Genomic DNA, 18,438 nt, shown 5'->3' with positions numbered 1-18,438 from the left:
TGACTTGAAAAAGGTGAGCTTTTTTATGCTAATGCTTTTGTATATTGGATAAATCCTGTTTTACTCGCAATACGATCATAAAGGTGTTGGGCGCTAATATTGGATTCTTGAGTGAGCCAATAAACACGGTCAAACTTTGTTGCGCAGACCTGATAACAATGCTCAATTAATTGTCGTGCTAAACCTCGATTCCTAAAAGCTTCATCTACAAATAAATCTTGTAGATAACAATAGGGTAAATTTGTCCACATGCTCATATGTGCAATCAAATGTACAAAGCCAACCACTTGACCATTTACTTTGATGGCAAAACCAAACATATCAGTTTGTTCAGGATTTGTGATTCGCTTCCAAGATAATCTTATTTGTTCATCACTGAGTTGTGATTTATAAAATGTTAAATAGCCGCGCCAAAGTGGAAGCCATTGCTCAAAATCAATCTGTTCTAGCGCAATAATTTGTGTGGTCATACTGATCTCTTGTTGTTGCTTATGATGTTTTTATATATGAATATAAAAAAACAAGCAAAAGGGTTGAGGTGTAAATCACTATAATGAATATAAATTTTAATATGTGTAATAAGTACACGTTTTTGTGAGCTGGTGCTGTCAATGCCTATATCTGAGGAAAGACTTACTCATCTAAAACAGCTTGAAGCTGAGAGTATTCATATCATCCGTGAAGTTGCTGCTGAGTTTGAAAATCCAGTGATGCTTTACTCAATCGGGAAAGACTCAGCTGTCATGCTGCATCTTGCTTTAAAAGCATTTTATCCTGCTAAACTTCCTTTCCCACTGTTGCATGTCGACACAGGCTGGAAGTTTAAGGACATGATTAAATTCCGTGACAACATGGCAAAAGAACACGGTTTTGATCTGATCGTGCATCAAAACAAAGAAGGTAAAGATGCAGGCGTAAACCCATTTGATTATGGTAGCTCAAAATATACCGATATTATGAAAACCCAAGGCTTAAAACAGGCATTGGATAAATATCAGTTTGATGCTGCATTTGGTGGCGCACGCCGTGATGAAGAAAAGTCACGTGCAAAAGAACGTGTTTATTCTTTCCGTGATGCTAAACATCGTTGGGATCCTAAAAACCAACGTCCAGAGCTTTGGAATCTTTATAACGGTAAAGTCAATAAAGGCGAGAGTATCCGTGTATTCCCATTGTCAAACTGGACTGAGTTAGACATTTGGCAATATATCTACCAAGAAAGTATTCCTTTGGTACCTTTGTATTTAGCAGCTGAACGTCCAGTTGTTGAACGTAGTGGTACGTTGATCATGGTGGATGATGAACGTATGCGTTTAAAAGAAGGTGAAGTTCCACAAATGAAATCGGTACGTTTCCGTACTTTGGGCTGTTACCCGTTGACAGGTGCAGTTGAATCAACGGCAACAACATTGCCTGAAATTATCCAAGAAATGCTTTTAGCCACCAGCTCTGAACGTCAAGGTCGTATGATTGACCATGATGAAGCAGGTTCGATGGAAAAGAAAAAGCAAGAAGGCTATTTCTAAGTATTTTTTATATGAATCTCCCCCTAACCCCTCTTTATAAAAAAGAGGGGGGAACTCCAGCAAGAAAACGGAGGACTTAGGAGGATTTAAAGATATAGCAACCGATTTCAAAATATTGTGGAGCTTTGAGCAATGTCTCATCAATCAGAATTAATTAGCCAAGATATCTTGGCATATTTAAAACAGCACGAAAATAAAGACCTGTTAAGATTTTTGACTTGCGGTAATGTGGACGATGGTAAATCAACATTAATTGGTCGTTTACTTTACGATTCAAAATTGATTTATGAAGATCAATTACAAGCAGTAACCCGTGATTCGAAAAAAGTGGGTACAACAGGTGATGCACCTGATTTGGCCTTGCTTGTCGATGGTTTACAAGCTGAACGTGAGCAAGGTATTACCATTGATGTGGCTTATCGTTATTTTTCTACTGAAAAGCGTAAGTTTATCATTGCTGATACCCCAGGGCATGAGCAATATACCCGTAACATGGCCACAGGCGCATCTACCGCAGATCTTGCAATCATCTTAATTGATGCTCGTTATGGCGTACAAACACAGACTCGTCGTCATACCTTTATTGCGAGCCTATTGGGTATTCGCAATATCGTAGTTGCGATTAACAAAATGGACTTGGTTGAATTCTCTGAAGCGCGTTTCAATGAAATTCAAGTTGAGTACAATAATTTTGTTAATCAATTGGGTGAGCGTAAACCTGCCAATATCATCTTCTCGCCAATTTCTGCATTGAATGGCGATAACGTTGTAAATAAATCCGAAAATACGCCGTGGTATCAAGGTAAAACCTTGATGGAAACATTGGAAACTGTTGAAATTACTCATGATGTAAGCAAACATGAATTTCGTTTTCCTGTGCAATATGTGAACCGTCCTAACCTCGATTTCCGTGGTTTCTGCGGTACGATTGCTTTAGGTGAAATCAAAGTTGGTGATGAAATTGTGGCTTTACCGTCTGGTAAGAAGTCAACAGTGAAAGAAATTGTCACTTTTGATGGTAACTTAGCACATGCTATTGCAGGTCAAGCTGTAACGCTAACCTTAAATGATGAAATCGATATTTCGCGTGGTAATGTCTTGGTCAAAGCAGGTGAGCAACCGCTCATTTCACGTTCTGCTCGTGCTTCTGTGGTATGGATGAACGATCAGCCCTTAGTGCTTGGTAAACTTTATAATGTGAAGTTTGGTACACAAACCATTCCTGCTAAGGTTGCAAAGATCAACTATCGTACCAATGTCAACACATTGGAAAAAATGCAAGTTGAGCAGCTTGATTTAAATGCAATTGCAGATGTAACGATTGAGTTTGATGCACCAGTGGTATTTGACCGTTATCATGACAGTCGTTATACGGGTTCTTTTATCTTCATTGACCGTTTAAGTAATGTGACTGTTGGTGCGGGTATGGTTGAAGCTGCGGTTGAATGGACTGCACACAATGAACCTGTCACTGCTGAAGCTCGTGCTGCACGTTTAGGTCAAAAACCTGCTGTAGTTGCTGTATCAGCTCAAGTACTTAAACATGCACAATCTCTTGAAAGCTTGTTGATTCAACAAGGTGTTGTTGCAATTGCAAAAGCAGGTTTATCAAGCGACCAAGTTGCATTGCTTCGTCAAACTGGTGTTGTGGTGGTGACGGATGTTGAACAGGGTGCTGATGTAGCATTTGCTCAAGAAGCAGTTGAAGAATTGGCTGAAAAAATTGTGGAATTGGTTCGTCTTTAACAGATTGGATTAATTGAGAGAAGCCCACCATAAGGTGGGTTTTTTTGATGCAAAAAATTTAATATATACAAGATAATACTAATCAACATCATATAGATTAAAGCATTTTTAATTTTGCATTGTTTAATACTTAGAGCATATATCTTATTATAAATAAAGGGATTTTAAAATTTTTATCCTCTGCAAGAGTCAACTAGTACTTTTTGCAGAGCTCGACTGAATCTATTTAGAATTTCAATGAACGGTACGGTTGTGAAAGCTTTAAAATAAGAAGAATTAACATTGATGGAATGTGATCAAAACAGACTTGCAACAGTACAAGCAATAAAATTCAGTTTTAATTCAAGTTGAGATTTAATAGTAGGTCATGTAATGAAAGCATTTTTCCTGATTGGTATTGCAAGCGTATTGACAGCCTGTGCCTCAAACCAATCGAAAATACAGGAACCGACCAAAGAATGCCGAAACTATCATGCAATGATGACGGCACCTATGGATCCGATGGCAATGCAACGTTTAAAACAAGCGTGTGATGAGTCCGAACAACAAAAATAATTTAATGATCAATCGTGTGCCGATCATTATAAAAAATGCGCTAATCCCAAAGGCTTAGCGCATTTTATTTTTATATAGTTGCGAATATTGTAGTTAAAAAGCATGTTGTGTTTTTAAAGTCAAATACGCCCGTAAATCTTTTGGATAGTCGTGAATCAATTCTAAAAACAGCGCTTGATTACCTTGATATAAAGCACGAGTGGCTTCCTCATAATTGGGCATATTGCCTGACATTGCTGACATAAAACGATCAGTTGCCTGTTTTGCCAACATTTTATTGCTTGTTGAATTGGGGTTATTTAACTCTTGGTCAATCAATTTTCGAATCACAGCAGATGCACTAGAGCTTTGTTGATCTAACCAATCCCAATGTTTTTGCTGCAAAGTGATTTCACGAGAAATTACCCCTAATTTAGGACGTCCAACTTTCTTAACCGCTTCAGGTTCAGCATAACGTTGTTGAATATCTGCTGTAGATCCGATGGTATTAATATCAATGGCTTGACCGGTTTGATCATTAAAAATCAACACAGGTGTGGAGGTATTTTGTTGAGTCTTGATGGTTAATGCCACGTTTAACAAAGAATCAGTGATTAAACGGTCATTGCCAATAAAGGCAGTGTAGGTGTTTTCAGTATTCATTTTAAAACCTTTAGATATTTTTATCTGGGTAAAACTAATTTGTGTTCGAATATTATCAGGGTAAAATTAAAATAGCAAACAAAAAATGATCAATATGGTTTTTTGATGTTTAAAAATGGCAATAAAAAAGCATGTAAATCTTTAAGAATTAAATGCTTACTTGCAAAAAATATAATGAGTTAAAAGCGATAATCTATTTTTAAACCATAAGCGAGCGCATGGTTATCTGTAAAATCAGCAAAATCGTTTGTTTTTGATCTTTGTTCTTATTGTCTTTATCCGTTTGATGCCATTTGTATAAATAACTGAAAATTATATTTTTGTAAGGATACCCACGCTATTTTGTAGACATTGGTGGCGAAATATTTGCACATGCACTGGTTTATGTTCAAATACAGAAAACATGAAAAGTAATGAATGGAATAGGAAAGAAAGTATGTCTACAAAGAATATGCAACAGGTCATTATTACAGAACCCGGTGGTATAGAAAAACTGGCTTATGAAACGGTAGAAATTCCTCAACCCAAAGCAGATGAAGTTTTGGTTAAAGTCCATGCATTTGGGATTAATCGGCCTGATATTTTACAGCGTCAAGGCTTATATCCTATGCCAAAAGGGGTGACACCTGTTCCCGGTTTGGAAGTTGCTGGAGAAGTGATTGCAGTAGGTGAAAATGTCACTTTATTCACAGTGGGGGATAAGGTTTGTGGATTGACCAACGGTGGTGGTTATGCAGAATATTGTGTCGTGCCAGAATCTCAAACTATTAATATTCCAGAAGCTGTAAGTTTTGTTCAAGCTGCAGCAATACCTGAAACCTTCTTTACTGTATGGGCCAATGTTTTCCAAATGGCGCATGCCAAAGCAGGTGAAACACTATTGGTACATGGCGGCTCAAGTGGTATTGGTACAACCGCGTTAATGTTAGCGCAATCATTCGGTTTGAAAAGCTTTGCAACTGTAGGTTCTGATGAGAAGATTCAAGCCATTCGCCATTTGACCGATGCGATTAATTATAAGACTCAAGACTTTGAACAAGTCATTTATGAAAAGACCCAAAATGAGGGTGTCGATATTATTCTTGATATGGTTGGGGCGCCTTATCTAGATCAAAATCTAAACCTACTTCGTAGAGATGGTCGTTTGGTTTATATCGCATTTTTGGGTGGTGCAAAGGCCAAAGATGTAAAATTAGGGCAGATTATGATGAAACGCCTTACTATTACGGGTTCAACAATGCGTGCGCGTACAACTGCTGAAAAAGCTGAAATTGCCAAAGGTTTGATGGAACAAGTCGTTCCACTGTGGGCAAAAGGTGAATGTTTACCCATGATTTATAAAACATTTAAGTTTGATCAGATCCAAGCTGCGCATGCATGTATGGATACTGGTGAGCATATTGGTAAAGTTGTGGTGGAAGTGATTTAAGCTCACATTGTTATACAAAGCTTTAAACTTTTGCCTTTGTTTATAAATGTGTAGGGCGATTTCAATCTAACTCATACAGATTGAAGTCGCCATTAAAAACCAGCGATTAAAAGCCTGCTAATACGATCTTACCAATGCTTTTACCTGACTCAATCAATGTATGAGCTTGGGTTATATGCTCAACATTGATTTGACCGAGATTTTGTCCCAAAGTGGTTTTGATTCTTTGGTCATCAACTAATTTTGAAACTTTATTTAAAATATCACCTTGTCGGCTAAGGTCTTTGGTTTGGAATGTAGAGCGGGTAAACATCGATTCCCAATGAACAGAAACAGACTTAACTTTAAACGGGTTAATGATAAAGTTTTCAGGATCATCAATTAAACCAAAATGACCTTGGGGTGCAATCAAATTGGCAATGGCTTGTGTATATCGCCCTGTACCATTAATTGAAAAAATATAATGAGGTAGCCCAATATTCAAGTCTAGGATTTGCTGTTCTAATGGTTGGCTATGATCCACAATATAATCTGCGCCAATTTCAGTCAGCCATGCTTTAGATTCAGGACGGGAAGCTGTGGCAATAACAGTAAATTCAGTCAGTACTTTTAACAATTGAACCGTAATAGATCCTACACCACCTGCAGCGCCAATGACTAAAATCACAGGTTTTTCAACTTTGGTGTCTTGGATTTTTAAACGGTCAAATAACATTTCATATGCGGTGAGCGACGTTAATGGTAAGGCTGCGGCTTCTGCATCACTCAATGATTTAGGTTTTAGTCCAACGATACGTTCATCGACCAATTGGAATTCAGCATAAGAACCTTGTCTTTGGTTTGAACCCGCATAAAAAACTTCATCACCCACTTTAAAATTTTGAACTTTTTCTCCGACTGCTTTCACGATCCCAACCGCATCATGCCCCAAAATTTTCCAAGTATCATTGTCTGGCGAAGTACGCTGTCGCATTTTGATATCGACTGGATTGATTGAAATGGCTTTGACCTCAATCAGTAAGTCATGACCTGTTGCAACTGGCTGTTCGATTTCGATTTCGGAAAAAACATTGGCTTCTGAAATTGCGAATGGTTTTTTATAAGCAACAGCTTTCATAAGGTTTCACTTTTTATTGGCATATCAAATCAATAGCAAAAAAATCTCAATTAAGAAAGCAAAAAATTGTCAGTTTATGCTTATTGATAAGATTTTATCGAATGGTCTTAATCAAGAAATTTGGACAGTAACAAGCGTATAGGCAAGATAAACAATTGCCAGCATGTGTAAAGCGGCAAGGTTAGCCAATTTCCATGATTCAAGGTGCGGTTAAAAGTTTGTCGTTCCTTTTGATCAGCCGCAGGGGTAATTCGGTAAGCAAATACGAATAAAATCACTGCCAGCACAAGGAACAGAGGTCGTGGTTGTTGAGCAAAATAAAAATAGATGAGATACAAGGCGGAATAAAAACTAGTACAAGCGAGTAGGGCTAAAACAGACATTGAAATATCATCCTTTATTATTATTTGATCAGGTCGAGATACATCGCAGTAGAGTAACATTATCTCTGACTTAATTTTAAAATTGTGCGAAAATAGAGTTTCTATTTATTTTTGTTTTAGGACTCCCATGACAGATTCTTCTGCTTCATTAAGTGATATTGAAATTTTAGACATTCTTCAGTCGATGAAATCGGATGAACTGAATGTTGAAGCACAAAAAATCATTCGTGATGGTGGAAAAGCAGGGCGTCAAGAAGCACATAAACAGGCATTGGTTGCTTTACATCAAAGCTTTGAAGACAAACTTGTTGAAGCAGTGACTTTGGCTTTAAATTTAAATGAAGCGCAAGCCAAGAAAATTCGTTATAAGAAAGATCGTGTTCGTATTTTAAAAGCTAAAGGTATCGATTATTTAGCCATTGATGGTGCAGAAACTGCTCAAGTGCTATCGCAAGTTGCTCAAGCGATTATTCGTGAAGATGCCACCGTGACGCGTGACCTGCATAATATTTTTCCTTTCTGGAAAGAAGGCTGGCCAATGGTGCAGTTCGATAGTGCCTATAAAATTTTAGAAGATGACATTTCAATTCATTATCAAGCGTTGCTCGATGTCTTGATTCATCCTTAATTGGATTTGATTGTAAATAAATCATTATTTTAAATAGATGATGATGAAAATAATCTATTTAAAATGAAAAAAAAGCCGATATAAATATCGGCTTTTGTCTATTAGTGGAGTGTTGAATAGAGTGGGAACACACCGAGCAGCATGGCTGCAACCAGCATTACCAAACAGGTCAAAATCGCCCATTTAATGGTGAACTTCTGATGCTGTCCAAATTCGATACCAGCCAATCCACATAACAAATAGGTAGAAGGAACCAATGGTGACAGTAAGTGCACAGGTTGGCCGACAATTGAAGCACGTGCCATTTCTACAGGTGTAATACCATAATGGCTTGCTGCTTCTGAAAGGATCGGTAACACCCCATAATAGAAAGCATCATTCGACATAAAGAAGGTCAAAGGCATACTAATCACAGCAGTAATTGGTGCTAAGAAAGGCCCCATACTTTGTGGAATAATCGCCACCAATTCTTTCGACATCGCATCAACCATGCCTGTCCCTGAAAGAATCCCAGTAAAAATCCCTGCGGCAAAAATAATACCCACAACGTTTAGGGCACTGCCTGCATGATGGGCAACTAAAGATTTTTGCATATCGACATCTTTATAGTTCACCACCAATGCAATACAAAGCGCGATCATAAATAAGATCGGTAAAGGCAACACACCTTTCACCAAACAGATCATCAGTACAACAGTTAATAAGCCGTTGAACCATCTTAAGTGTGCACGATTTGCTTCTGGGTTCGTTGAAATTTGAATGTCATCACCATGACTAACATCAAGTTCAATAATACCTAAGCGTTTACGTTCCATACGGCCATACATAAAACCGACAAAGTAGAGCCAAAGAATAGCAACCAACATTGGTTGAACCATAGGCACAAAGATTTCACTCGCCTCTACGTGCAGCGCACTTGCAGCACGTGCCGTTGGTCCACCCCAAGGGGTAAGGTTCATGATCCCGCTTGCCAGCATCATTAAACACGCCATAATCAGCGGGCTCATACCTAATTTTTTATAGAGCGGAAGCATTGCTGCCACACAAATCATGTAGGTGGTTGAACCATCACCATCAAGAGAGACGATGAGTGTCAGGGTAATGGTACCAATAACGACTTTAAGGGGATCACCTTTGACCAGCTTTAAGATGAACTTTACAGAAGGATCAAACAATCCCGTGTCAATCATGATGGCAAAATAGAGAATTGCAAAAAGTAGCATTACGCCTGTTGGTGCAAGTTTTTTCACACCATCAAGCATCATTTCACCGAGCTGTTTGATTTCTAAATGCCCAAGGCTGTCGAAATAGAAGCTAAGACCGTAAGCGATTAATGCAAATAAAATTGGAATAAGTGTGAGTGCTGCAAGCGCAGTCATTCGTCTAGACATGATTAAGTACATAAAGCACAAAATCATGCCTAAACCTAATACGGTTAGCATAGTTCGATCCTTGAATGAGACTTTTTTAACAGAAGTCTTTTAGTTTTTTAAGCAGAAGCATGCTAATAGTTATTTGATTAAATTAAAATATCCTTGTAGAAATACTGAATTCAGTACTATTTTTTAAATAAATAGAGTATTCAAAACAGATATTTAAAAATGAATATTATTTTTGCACCAAAATGGTTATAAAATGTAAGATATTGATTTTTAAATATATTATGATTTTTGGTTTTTAAGAATTGAGTTCATGTTAATTTTCATATTTTTAAAATTTATAAATCAAAAGCGCATAATCTAATCAAAGACGCTCTGGAAGTTTTAATATTGAAGCACTACTTTGCATAAAAAAAGCTTAGCAAGGTGATTGCTAAGCTTTAAATACGCTAAAGAAACTTACTGTGAAGAATCTTCTGAGCTCGATGGTTCTGCTTTTTCAAGTAATCGAGTGACTAGTAGCTGGTCAATTTTAAAATGATCTACATCGACCACTTCAAATTTATAACCACCAAAAATTACTGTGTCAGCTGGTTTGGGAATTTTTCTTAACTGATACATCATAAAACCCGCCAGTGTTTCATAGTTTTCTTCATCTGGCATCTCATCAATGGCTAAAGCATGCTTCATGTCTTCAATTGGGGTACTCCCATCGATCAACCATGAGTTGTTATCCCGTTTAATGATTTGTAGCTCTTCATCCATTGGTGTAACCCAGTCGCCCATCACAGTGATCATGATATCTGACAGGGTAATAACACCAACCACAAGTGCATATTCATTAAATACCACCGCAAATTTTTCTTTGCTTGAGCGGAAGCGGTCAAGAAGTTCAGAAAGGGTCAATGAGTCAGGAATGGTTAATACTGTACGAATGGTTGATTCGTGTAGCTGATTAATTTTTTGATTATTCAGAATACGTACCAAAATATCTTTGGCATCTACATAGCCAATCACTTGGTCAATGGTTTCGTTACAAACCAGGAACTTTGAATAAGGGTATTCAGCCAGTTTTTGGCGGATACTTTCTTCTGGTTCTTTTAACGTAAAAAACACCACGTTTTCACGTGGGGTCATACTAGATGGAACATTACGTTCTTCAAGTTCAAATACATTTTCAATAAAGTGATGTTCTTGCTTTTGTAAAACACCTGCCTGAGCACCTGCATCCATCACCGCTGAAATATCATCAAAGGTAATGTTGTCTTCACGTGTTGTATTGACTTTAAACAAGCGGAACAACAAATTAGCCACCGCATTGATAAACCAAGCTAAAGGTTTACAAACCACGATAAAGATTTGGATGGGATTAATGACTGAAACTGCAATTTTTTCCGGTGCAATCATTGCCATACGTTTTGGCATTAAATCGGCAAAAAGAATAAATAGTGAAGTGACTAAAGTAAATGAGAGGACAAAGCTAATGGTTTCTGTCCAATTTCCAACATAGAAACGCGAGACAAATTCAAGAAAATAAGGGCGAAAGGCACCTTCACCTAAAATACCGCCAAGAATAGCAACAGCATTTAAACCGATTTGGGAAGCGGCAAAGAAATCGGCAGAGTTTTGCTGTAAGTCGAGGACTTTTTGTGCTCGCTCATCGCCAGATTCGGCAAGAATTTTGAGTTTAACTTTACGCGCACCTGCAAGGGCGATTTCAGTTAAAGATAAAAAACCAGCTCCTGCGATGAGGACAGCGATGATTAGGATATTCTGGAACAGGCTCACGAATCCACCTATGGATCATCATTATTATGAGATATTTTTAACACATAAAAGGGGGTGGTAGTGAGTAACACACTACCGATCTGGAATTAGTATAAGCTTGAAATGATAAGAATTTAAGAAAATTCCTATTAATATTGAGAAAAATGCGAATTATTTTGCATAAATTCACGATTTTCTTCTTCAATCATTTGACGTGCAACATAAAGAATCAATTGGCGTAACCAACGATGTGCAGGATGATGATGAAGTAACGGGCACCATGCCATTTTTAATTCAAATTCTGGAATATAAAAAGGCGGATCTTTAATGAGTAAATTTTGGCTTTTGGCTTGTAAACGGGCGATACGGGTTGGTAATGTTGCAATCAAATCGACATTTGAAGCCAACAATGCTGGCATTTGATAATGACGAGTAAAGACTGAAATTTTACGCTTTTGACCAATTCGCTCTAAAGCTTGATCAATCCAACCCAATCCTGCTTGTTTCTCAGGATTCACACCAAAACCGACCCCCATACCTGTTTTTGATACCCAGATATGTTGCGCATCTAAATAACTTTTAAGATTTAAATTACTCGAAGCGGGATGTTTATTGTTGAGTAGGCAAGAGAAACTGTCACGCCATACTAAAACTTGGTGAAAGCTTTGTGGGATTTCATTAAAACGGTTAATGGCTAAATCAACTTTACCTTGTTCCATGTCACGATATGACACGTCACTTGGTGTTAAAAAGTCGAGTACAACATTCGGTGCTTCTGAGCGCAATGCTTTGACTAGACGAGGAACAAGTGTCGCTTCGGCATAATCAGAGGTCATAATACGGAATACACGGTTTGAAGTATAAGGTCGGAACTCAGTACGAGGTTCCAAAATCATCGATAAATCAGACAGTGCGTCACGGATGCGGGGTTGTAATTCTAAAGCACGTTCTGTTGGTGTCATACCTTCAGAAGAACGAATTAAAAGAGGGTCATTAAATAAATTACGAAGACGACGTAAAATATTACTCATTGCGGGTTGGGTAACACCAAGCTGTTCAGCAGCACGAGTCACATTTTTTTCACGTAAAAGAACGTCAAGGTAAATTAAGAGGTTGAGATCGACCCGCTCCAGATTCATAAAAAAAATACCGAAAATAAAATTTAGAAATCACAGGGGATTATGCCATAAGGAAATGCTTTTGTGTAAAAAGTAGATAAAAAAACAGCAGGCGATTTATTGTTATAGAAGGATCAAGATTTATTGTCTTGGTTTTAAATTGAGATGCATGCTTGAATAAATCCTAATCTCCTCATTATACCTCAAGACCAGCAGATTTTTGAGCAACAGCATTGTTTCTCAATGGATGAATTCGGCGATTATACTTTGTGTGATTATTGATCATTTAGGGTGTTTTTATATCAAAAAAATCCAGTTCTGGTTTTTTTGTTACAAGCTCAGACTTAAGTCTAATAGCGATAAAATCAGTAAATTGTCTGCTATTTAAGCAAAAAATAGATGAGTGGATTTTGTATAAGATTTTATAAATTAAAGGTTTAGAGATTTCTTATATAATTATAATACGACTTTGATCTACATATTTTTTAAATAAATACTGAAAATTAACTCAGAATATTGGATTAATTTGAGGAGTCAATCTAAGCTAAGACCATAACAACGAAGTGTTCTAAATCTGTACAAACAAATACCGAGTGGATTTAGCTCTTCGATTGATGAAATCCTAATATTATTACAGGAACATATCATGACTACATACCAAACAGCGATTGATGCAATCCGTGAATTAAAAGCAAAATTCGGAAGCACATGGCGCGATATTAGCCCAGAAGATGCTGCGCGTATGCAAATGCAAAACCAATTCAAAACTGGTTTAGATATCGCTAAATATACAGCTGCGATCATGCGTCGTGATATGGCTGAATATGATGCTGACTCTAGTAAATACACTCAATCTTTAGGTTGCTGGCATGGTTTCATTGCACAACAAAAAATGATTGCGAACAAAAAATATTTCGGTACTACAAGCAAACGTTATATCTACCTTTCTGGTTGGATGGTTGCTGCACTTCGTTCAGAATTCGGTCCACTTCCTGACCAATCTATGCACGAAAAAACTTCTGTACCTGCTTTAATCGCTGAAATCTATACATTCTTACGTCAAGCTGATGCGAAAGAACTTAACGATTTATTCCGTGCACTTAAAAAAGCAAACGAAGCTGGTGATACTGCTAAAGCTGCTGAAATCACTGCTCAAATCGACGGTTTCCAAACTCACGTTGTGCCAATTATTGCGGACATCGATGCTGGTTTCGGTAACGAAGAAGCGACTTATTTACTTGCACGTAAGATGATCGAAGCTGGTGCTTGTGCACTACAAATCGAAAACCAAGTATCTGATGCTAAACAATGTGGTCACCAAGCTGGTAAAGTAACAGTTCCACATGAAGACTTTATCTCTAAAATCCATGCATTACGTTATGCATTCTTAGAAATGGGTCTTGATGACGGTATCATCGTTGCACGTACTGACTCTGAAGGCGCTGACTTGACTCAAAAAATCCCAGTGGTTAAAGAGCCAGGTGATATTGCTTCTCAATATATCAGCTACTTAGACACAACTGAAATTGATATTGCTGATGCTCAAGAAGATGAAATCTTGATTAAACGTGATGGTAAATTACACCGTCCTAAGCGTTTAGCTTCTGGCTTATATCAGTTCCGTGAAGGTACTCAAATTGACCGTGTTGTACTTGACTGCGTGTCTAGCTTACAAAACGGTGCAGATCTTCTTTGGATCGAAACTGCGACTCCAAACGTTGAAGAAATTGCACACATGGTTAACCGTGTACGTGAAACAGTTCCAAATGCGAAGCTTGTTTATAACAACAGCCCATCATTCAACTGGACTTTAAACTTCCGTCAACAAGCTTACGATCGTTGGGTTGCTGAAGGTAAAGACGTTTCTGCTTATGACCGTGCTAAATTAATGAGCGCTGAGTACGATGCTTCTGAATTGGCTGCTGATGCTGACTCGAAAATCCGTACATTCCAAGCAGATGCTTCTCGTGAAGCTGGTGTATTCCATCACTTGATTACACTTCCGACTTACCATACTGCTGCGCTTTCTACTCATGAGCTTGCACAAGGTTACTTCGGTACTGAAGGTATGTTGGCTTATGTTGCTGGCGTACAACGTAAAGAAATCCGTGGTGGTATCGCTTGTGTTAAACACCAAGCAATGGCGGGTTCTGACATCGGTGATGATCACAAAGAAATCTTCTCTGGTGACAATGCACTTAAAGCGCATGATGATGCTAAAAACACAATGAACCAATTCGCTGCTCACTAAGCACTGACTTGATTCGAAGAACCCAGCGTAAGCTGGGTTTTTTTATGGCAGTTGATAAGTTAACTGTAGGATTTAGTTTACACAGCATATTGTTGTTTGAATTAAATCGAGATTGGATGATGTTAAAACATCGTTAAAGACTGAATCACATAGCGGATTTTAGAAAAGTTTATTCATGTTGATGTGTATAAGTATTTAAACCATTGTATTCAATAGTGATGACTCTACGTTAGAGAGCCTTGAGATATACATTGAGAAAAAGAGGGTTATATAAAATAAAAATGCCCAATGAAATTCATCAGGCATTTACTGATTAACAATATTGAGTTGTATCGTGTTATTCGCGTATTTTAGTCGTTAAGCAAACTTTGCCAATACGTCTAAGAAACCTTCTTTTTGACGCGGATATTCTGCGATCACATCATGAATACGTTGACCTTCAGGATTGGTTGCATTGATGTCTCGGCCATCAGCAACAAACTTGGTCAACAAACGCTCATAGTCAAATGGGCGCATATGTTTAAATGCGTGGTAAAGTACATGAAAATCTGTATTGGTACCTTCAGGAGGAAGTTGATCTAAGTAGGCAAATACACGCTCGTCTGACCATTCTTCATTGAACGTTGCTGGCTGTGAAAGTGCCATAACAGCATCTCCTCAAAATAAAATAATTCTAAATCAAATGATTGATTTGCAGCATTATATAAACCTTATTGAGCTTTTGTTTAATAAGGATAAATACAATATTTAGCTGAAAAAAATCTAAAATAAAAAGGGCAAAATATATTGCATGAGTAAAAGCAATGCTTTTTGACTCTGCCCTATATTTTGCCCTGAATCAATTCACTTGACTAATCAATAATGAAATTATCGTTCTTCAGGTAAATTGATATTCATTTCCAACATTTCAATGTTGGCTTCAGAACGAACTTGCATTTGAATATGCTGTTCATCCACACCACGGACATAACGATTAACCACTTGCATGATTTCTTTCTTCATTTGGTCAATCTTGTCTTGGCTTAAACGTTTGCCCAAACCGTTTTCAGAAGCAACAATAACTTTTAAGCGGTCTTTAGCAGTTTGGGCGCTAGATGGTTTGTCATCATTGCTAAAAAGTTTACTCCAAAATCCTGCCATTTCTACGCTCCAAATAACCGTGCTAACCAACCCTTAGGTTTCACTGTAATATGTCGATAAGGACGTTCCTCACCCAAGAAACGCGCAACTAAATCATCATATGCTTGCCCAGCAGATGCTTCTTGGTAAAGAATGACAGGTTTACCTTCATTCGATGCCTGAAGTACGCTAGGGCACTCTGGAATGACGCCTAAAGTTGGTACACGTAAGATATCTTTTGAGATATCATCAATGGTCAACATTTCTTGTTTATCGGCACGTTCAGGGTTAAAACGCGTAATACATAAATGCTTACGAACACGCCCTTCGTTGTTTTCTACTTTTTTCGTCTTGCTGTCGAGCATACCAATAATACGGTCTGAATCTCGAACAGAAGAGATTTCTGGGTTTGTTACAATAATTGCTTCATCTGCATGATACATGGCTAAAATCGCGCCACGCTCAATCCCCGCAGGTGAGTCACAAATAATATAATCGAACTCTTGCGAAAGCTCATCGATTACACGAGCAACACCATCATCGCTCAACGCATCTTTATCACGGGTTTGTGATGCAGGTAAAATATAAAGATTTTCAATATCTTTATCACGAATCAAGGCTTGTTGTAAGCGTGCTTCGTTATTAATGACATTAACAAAATCATACACCACGCGGCGTTCACAGCCCATGATCAAATCTAAATTACGCAAACCCACATCGAAATCAATCACAACAGTTTTATGACCACGTAGGGCTAATCCTGTTGCAAAAGATGCACTCGTCGTAGTTTTACCTACGCCACCTTTGCCTGATGTAACGACAACAATTTTGGCCACCGAATCCACTCCTGTTATGGTCATTTTACCCGATTAAACGAGTTTTATATGGTGTTAATTTATACCTTAAAATTGCAAAGCTTCAAACACTAGCTCTTGCTGGTCATTCAAGTAAATATGTACAGCCTTTTTAATGACATCTTGAGGAATGTCATCTGCCACACAATATGTTCCTGCAATAGAAACCAATTCGGCTTCTAGTGAATGACAAAAAATTCTTGCAATGGTGTTACCACCTGCACCTGCAATGACTCTACCACGAACACTGCCATAGATATGTATATTTCCTGAAGCAATCACTTCCGAACCACTGTTAATACCAGCATTCAGTATGATGTCCCCATGATCTTGAACCAGACATTGTCCAGTTCTTAAAATTTCATCATGATATGAGGTTACATGACTCAATGTTTTAGGCGCATCTACGCTTGCATTTGGTGTTGCTACAGCGGGTGCTTTTACTGGTGTTTCAACCACTTGTTCTTTCGTCGGTTTAATCCGTTGCAAAGGACGATCGGCAGGCAAGACTGGGAATTGAATTGCACGTGCTTGATCACCCAATAAACCATCAATCACAGCCATAGGCTGTAAATCTAGACTGATAATGAGTTGAATCAGGGCAATAAGCTCTTGTTCAACTGTGGTATCAATAATGACCAAAGCCCCTTGATAAGAGGTTTCACTCATCATTGAAGTTAATTGCTGGCGGATGGCATCATGATCATTAGTATCGAAGGTTAATCGGGTAAAATTAACCATTCTGCCTGTAATCCGTATATCAGCCATAATTATTCCTTAAAAGGCGTGTGACCTAAATTTTTCTATCTAAGCGTCAAAAATTGTGAAATAGGGCAAATGCTAGAACATATTGAATGATTTCTCTAGCAAAGATACAAATATTTTCAATGAATTGCTTATTCTTTGAATCACTCATCTTTTACTTGATCATTTTTTTCTAATTCAAGCTGCCATTGTTTTACTTTCACTTGTTTCCTTAACGATTCTAAACTTTCATAGACTACAGATTCAACTAGTTCTTCAAGCTTCTGATTTTCAATATTTAACTGGCTTAATTTGGTTGAAATTAGTTGATAGGTCGCGTTTGGATTGTATAAATTGCCTTCAGTGAAAGGTTCCACCAATCCTTGGGTAATATTCTCACCTAACTGTTGCCCAATATTTTGAATCTGATTTTCAATCATACTGCCTGCAATGGGGATCATGCGCAATAATTGAGTCAATTGCGGAGTGTCTTCAATGGCTTGACGTACAATCTGTCCAACATTATGGCTAATCACATGACTTTGTGCTTTTAATTCAGTGGCTAAAGACTCTTGTAAGACTTCAGCTAAAGTTTGTGCAAAACGATCTCTATGATGATCAATTAAATCATGAATGATTTTCTTATGACTTGAGCTGGTGTCTAATTCATGTTTGATTCCGTCAATGACTGTAATAACCACGCGGTCAGACAATTCTTCCATTACCACCCGATAATAAAACAGCACACGTTTTAGAATGTTGTCGGGAATGACCTTATAACCTAACTCATGAAAATGGTAAGCAATAATACCGACCCGAATTAAACGTAAAAAACGTAAATAAGGAATAATTGCTAAAATTTCATACCAGTGAATAAATGGAAAGAAAAACCAACGCGCATGGTGTTTGTTGATGATTGCGATGAGCCAGCGAATGCCCAATTCAACAATCAAAAAGGTAATAAACCAGCTTTCGGTTTTAATCACCCAAGGGTGCAGATCGGTTTTGTAATACTGTAAAACTTGCAGTAAATGAATTTCATTGAAAAGCCAATCACCAAAATTACTCATTAAAAAAGCATTGGCACATAAACAGAATAAGTTAAAGATGATAATAAACATCATAAAGATGTCATAACCAAAAGCGATCCACCATCCTCGTGACATATCGTTTTTCGTTT

General features: G+C 37.7%; 18 protein-coding genes. 6 read left to right on the top strand and 12 right to left on the bottom strand.

The genetic code is table 11. The features are described 5' to 3' along the window. Positions 1-23: 23 nt before the first annotated feature. On the bottom strand, positions 24-470 hold the full coding sequence (locus PYV58_RS17890; protein ID WP_034611028.1) for a GNAT family N-acetyltransferase: 447 nt from the start codon (positions 468-470) through the stop codon (positions 24-26). A 147-nt stretch (positions 471-617) separates the two neighbouring features. Here PYV58_RS17890 and cysD point away from each other — a divergent pair, with 147 nt between their 5' ends. From cysD to PYV58_RS17875, 3 genes are all read left to right on the top strand, one after another. After that, positions 618-1,526 (top strand): sulfate adenylyltransferase subunit CysD, encoded by a 909-nt coding sequence (cysD, locus tag PYV58_RS17885; protein WP_171066897.1) that lies wholly within the window; start codon positions 618-620, stop codon positions 1,524-1,526. A 132-nt stretch (positions 1,527-1,658) separates the two neighbouring features. Further along, positions 1,659-3,272, top strand: a complete 1,614-nt coding sequence (gene cysN / locus PYV58_RS17880) for a sulfate adenylyltransferase subunit CysN (protein WP_034611024.1) — start codon at positions 1,659-1,661, stop codon at positions 3,270-3,272. Between the two features lie 372 nt (positions 3,273-3,644). Beyond that, positions 3,645-3,827 carry a hypothetical protein gene (locus PYV58_RS17875; RefSeq protein WP_034611020.1) on the top strand — a complete coding sequence of 61 codons (183 nt, stop codon included), beginning with the start codon at positions 3,645-3,647 and terminating at the stop codon, positions 3,825-3,827. A gap of 93 nt (positions 3,828-3,920) precedes the next feature. Here PYV58_RS17875 and PYV58_RS17870 read toward each other — a convergent pair whose 3' ends face one another. Continuing rightward, on the bottom strand, positions 3,921-4,469 hold the full coding sequence (locus tag PYV58_RS17870) for a DUF2239 family protein (protein WP_034611015.1): 549 nt from the start codon (positions 4,467-4,469) through the stop codon (positions 3,921-3,923). Between the two features lie 436 nt (positions 4,470-4,905). Between PYV58_RS17870 and PYV58_RS17865 the strand changes: the two genes are divergently transcribed. Continuing rightward, positions 4,906-5,898, top strand: coding sequence for an NAD(P)H-quinone oxidoreductase (locus PYV58_RS17865; RefSeq protein ID WP_034611011.1), 993 nt, complete (start codon positions 4,906-4,908; stop codon positions 5,896-5,898). A 106-nt stretch (positions 5,899-6,004) separates the two neighbouring features. Here PYV58_RS17865 and PYV58_RS17860 read toward each other — a convergent pair whose 3' ends face one another. Further along, positions 6,005-7,015, bottom strand: a complete 1,011-nt coding sequence (locus PYV58_RS17860) for a zinc-binding alcohol dehydrogenase family protein (protein ID WP_034611008.1) — start codon at positions 7,013-7,015, stop codon at positions 6,005-6,007. Between the two features lie 107 nt (positions 7,016-7,122). Then, complete coding sequence (locus PYV58_RS17855; protein ID WP_034611005.1) at positions 7,123-7,398, bottom strand: hypothetical protein; 276 nt, start codon at positions 7,396-7,398, stop codon at positions 7,123-7,125. A 127-nt stretch (positions 7,399-7,525) separates the two neighbouring features. On the opposite strand from PYV58_RS17855, the gene PYV58_RS17850 reads away from it, so the two are divergent. Beyond that, complete coding sequence (locus tag PYV58_RS17850; protein WP_004819381.1) at positions 7,526-8,026, top strand: hypothetical protein; 501 nt, start codon at positions 7,526-7,528, stop codon at positions 8,024-8,026. Between the two features lie 101 nt (positions 8,027-8,127). Here the strand turns inward: PYV58_RS17850 and PYV58_RS17845 are convergent, their stop codons facing one another. From PYV58_RS17845 to PYV58_RS17835, 3 genes are all read right to left on the bottom strand, one after another. Next, positions 8,128-9,468, bottom strand: coding sequence for a CitMHS family transporter (locus PYV58_RS17845; protein ID WP_275059638.1), 1,341 nt, complete (start codon positions 9,466-9,468; stop codon positions 8,128-8,130). Positions 9,469-9,864: 396 nt separating this feature from the next. Continuing rightward, complete coding sequence (locus tag PYV58_RS17840) at positions 9,865-11,193, bottom strand: hemolysin family protein (RefSeq protein ID WP_034610998.1); 1,329 nt, start codon at positions 11,191-11,193, stop codon at positions 9,865-9,867. A 128-nt stretch (positions 11,194-11,321) separates the two neighbouring features. After that, positions 11,322-12,311: a LysR family transcriptional regulator gene (locus tag PYV58_RS17835; protein ID WP_004722769.1), complete on the bottom strand. Its 990-nt coding sequence runs from the start codon at positions 12,309-12,311 to the stop codon at positions 11,322-11,324. Between the two features lie 625 nt (positions 12,312-12,936). On the opposite strand from PYV58_RS17835, the gene PYV58_RS17830 reads away from it, so the two are divergent. Further along, positions 12,937-14,541 (top strand): isocitrate lyase, encoded by a 1,605-nt coding sequence (locus tag PYV58_RS17830; RefSeq protein ID WP_004722767.1) that lies wholly within the window; start codon positions 12,937-12,939, stop codon positions 14,539-14,541. A gap of 357 nt (positions 14,542-14,898) precedes the next feature. Here the strand turns inward: PYV58_RS17830 and PYV58_RS17825 are convergent, their stop codons facing one another. From PYV58_RS17825 to PYV58_RS17805, 5 genes are all read right to left on the bottom strand, one after another. Continuing rightward, positions 14,899-15,186: a PA4642 family protein gene (locus PYV58_RS17825; protein WP_004722766.1), complete on the bottom strand. Its 288-nt coding sequence runs from the start codon at positions 15,184-15,186 to the stop codon at positions 14,899-14,901. A gap of 222 nt (positions 15,187-15,408) precedes the next feature. Next, the gene (gene minE / locus PYV58_RS17820) at positions 15,409-15,681 is read right to left on the bottom strand and encodes a cell division topological specificity factor MinE (RefSeq protein ID WP_004722763.1); all 273 of its coding nucleotides are present in this window, start codon (positions 15,679-15,681) and stop codon (positions 15,409-15,411) included. Between the two features lie 2 nt (positions 15,682-15,683). Continuing rightward, complete coding sequence (gene minD / locus PYV58_RS17815; protein WP_004722761.1) at positions 15,684-16,496, bottom strand: septum site-determining protein MinD; 813 nt, start codon at positions 16,494-16,496, stop codon at positions 15,684-15,686. Between the two features lie 66 nt (positions 16,497-16,562). Continuing rightward, positions 16,563-17,282, bottom strand: coding sequence for a septum site-determining protein MinC (gene minC, locus PYV58_RS17810; RefSeq protein WP_004819387.1), 720 nt, complete (start codon positions 17,280-17,282; stop codon positions 16,563-16,565). Positions 17,283-17,422: 140 nt separating this feature from the next. Beyond that, the gene (locus PYV58_RS17805) at positions 17,423-18,424 is read right to left on the bottom strand and encodes a preprotein translocase subunit SecA (protein ID WP_227504210.1); all 1,002 of its coding nucleotides are present in this window, start codon (positions 18,422-18,424) and stop codon (positions 17,423-17,425) included. Between the last annotated feature and the right edge of the window lie 14 nt (positions 18,425-18,438).

It is taken from the genome of Acinetobacter sp. TAC-1, assembly GCF_029025845.1.
Taxonomy (GTDB): domain Bacteria; phylum Pseudomonadota; class Gammaproteobacteria; order Pseudomonadales; family Moraxellaceae; genus Acinetobacter; species Acinetobacter guillouiae.
The sequence above is the reverse complement of the archived record's forward strand: the minus strand, read 5'-3'. Positions and strand labels throughout refer to the sequence as shown.

Excerpts from the sequence above, each read along its gene's own strand:
- PYV58_RS17855 (WP_034611005.1), bottom strand. The coding sequence starts at position 7,398 with ATGTCTGTTTTAGCCCTACTCGCTTGTACTAGTTTTTATTCCGCCTTG.
- PYV58_RS17860 (WP_034611008.1), bottom strand. The coding sequence starts at position 7,015 with ATGAAAGCTGTTGCTTATAAAAAACCATTCGCAATTTCAGAAGCCAAT.
- minE (WP_004722763.1), bottom strand. The coding sequence starts at position 15,681 with ATGGCAGGATTTTGGAGTAAACTTTTTAGCAATGATGACAAACCATCT.
- minC (WP_004819387.1), bottom strand. The coding sequence starts at position 17,282 with ATGGCTGATATACGGATTACAGGCAGAATGGTTAATTTTACCCGATTA.
- PYV58_RS17865 (WP_034611011.1), top strand. The coding sequence starts at position 4,906 with ATGTCTACAAAGAATATGCAACAGGTCATTATTACAGAACCCGGTGGT.
- PYV58_RS17875 (WP_034611020.1), top strand. The coding sequence starts at position 3,645 with ATGAAAGCATTTTTCCTGATTGGTATTGCAAGCGTATTGACAGCCTGT.
- PYV58_RS17825 (WP_004722766.1), bottom strand. The coding sequence starts at position 15,186 with ATGGCACTTTCACAGCCAGCAACGTTCAATGAAGAATGGTCAGACGAG.
- PYV58_RS17870 (WP_034611015.1), bottom strand. The coding sequence starts at position 4,469 with ATGAATACTGAAAACACCTACACTGCCTTTATTGGCAATGACCGTTTA.
- PYV58_RS17890 (WP_034611028.1), bottom strand. The coding sequence starts at position 470 with ATGACCACACAAATTATTGCGCTAGAACAGATTGATTTTGAGCAATGG.
- PYV58_RS17845 (WP_275059638.1), bottom strand. The coding sequence starts at position 9,468 with ATGCTAACCGTATTAGGTTTAGGCATGATTTTGTGCTTTATGTACTTA.
- cysN (WP_034611024.1), top strand. The coding sequence starts at position 1,659 with ATGTCTCATCAATCAGAATTAATTAGCCAAGATATCTTGGCATATTTA.
- PYV58_RS17830 (WP_004722767.1), top strand. The coding sequence starts at position 12,937 with ATGACTACATACCAAACAGCGATTGATGCAATCCGTGAATTAAAAGCA.
- PYV58_RS17850 (WP_004819381.1), top strand. The coding sequence starts at position 7,526 with ATGACAGATTCTTCTGCTTCATTAAGTGATATTGAAATTTTAGACATT.
- PYV58_RS17805 (WP_227504210.1), bottom strand. The coding sequence starts at position 18,424 with ATGTCACGAGGATGGTGGATCGCTTTTGGTTATGACATCTTTATGATG.
- PYV58_RS17835 (WP_004722769.1), bottom strand. The coding sequence starts at position 12,311 with ATGAATCTGGAGCGGGTCGATCTCAACCTCTTAATTTACCTTGACGTT.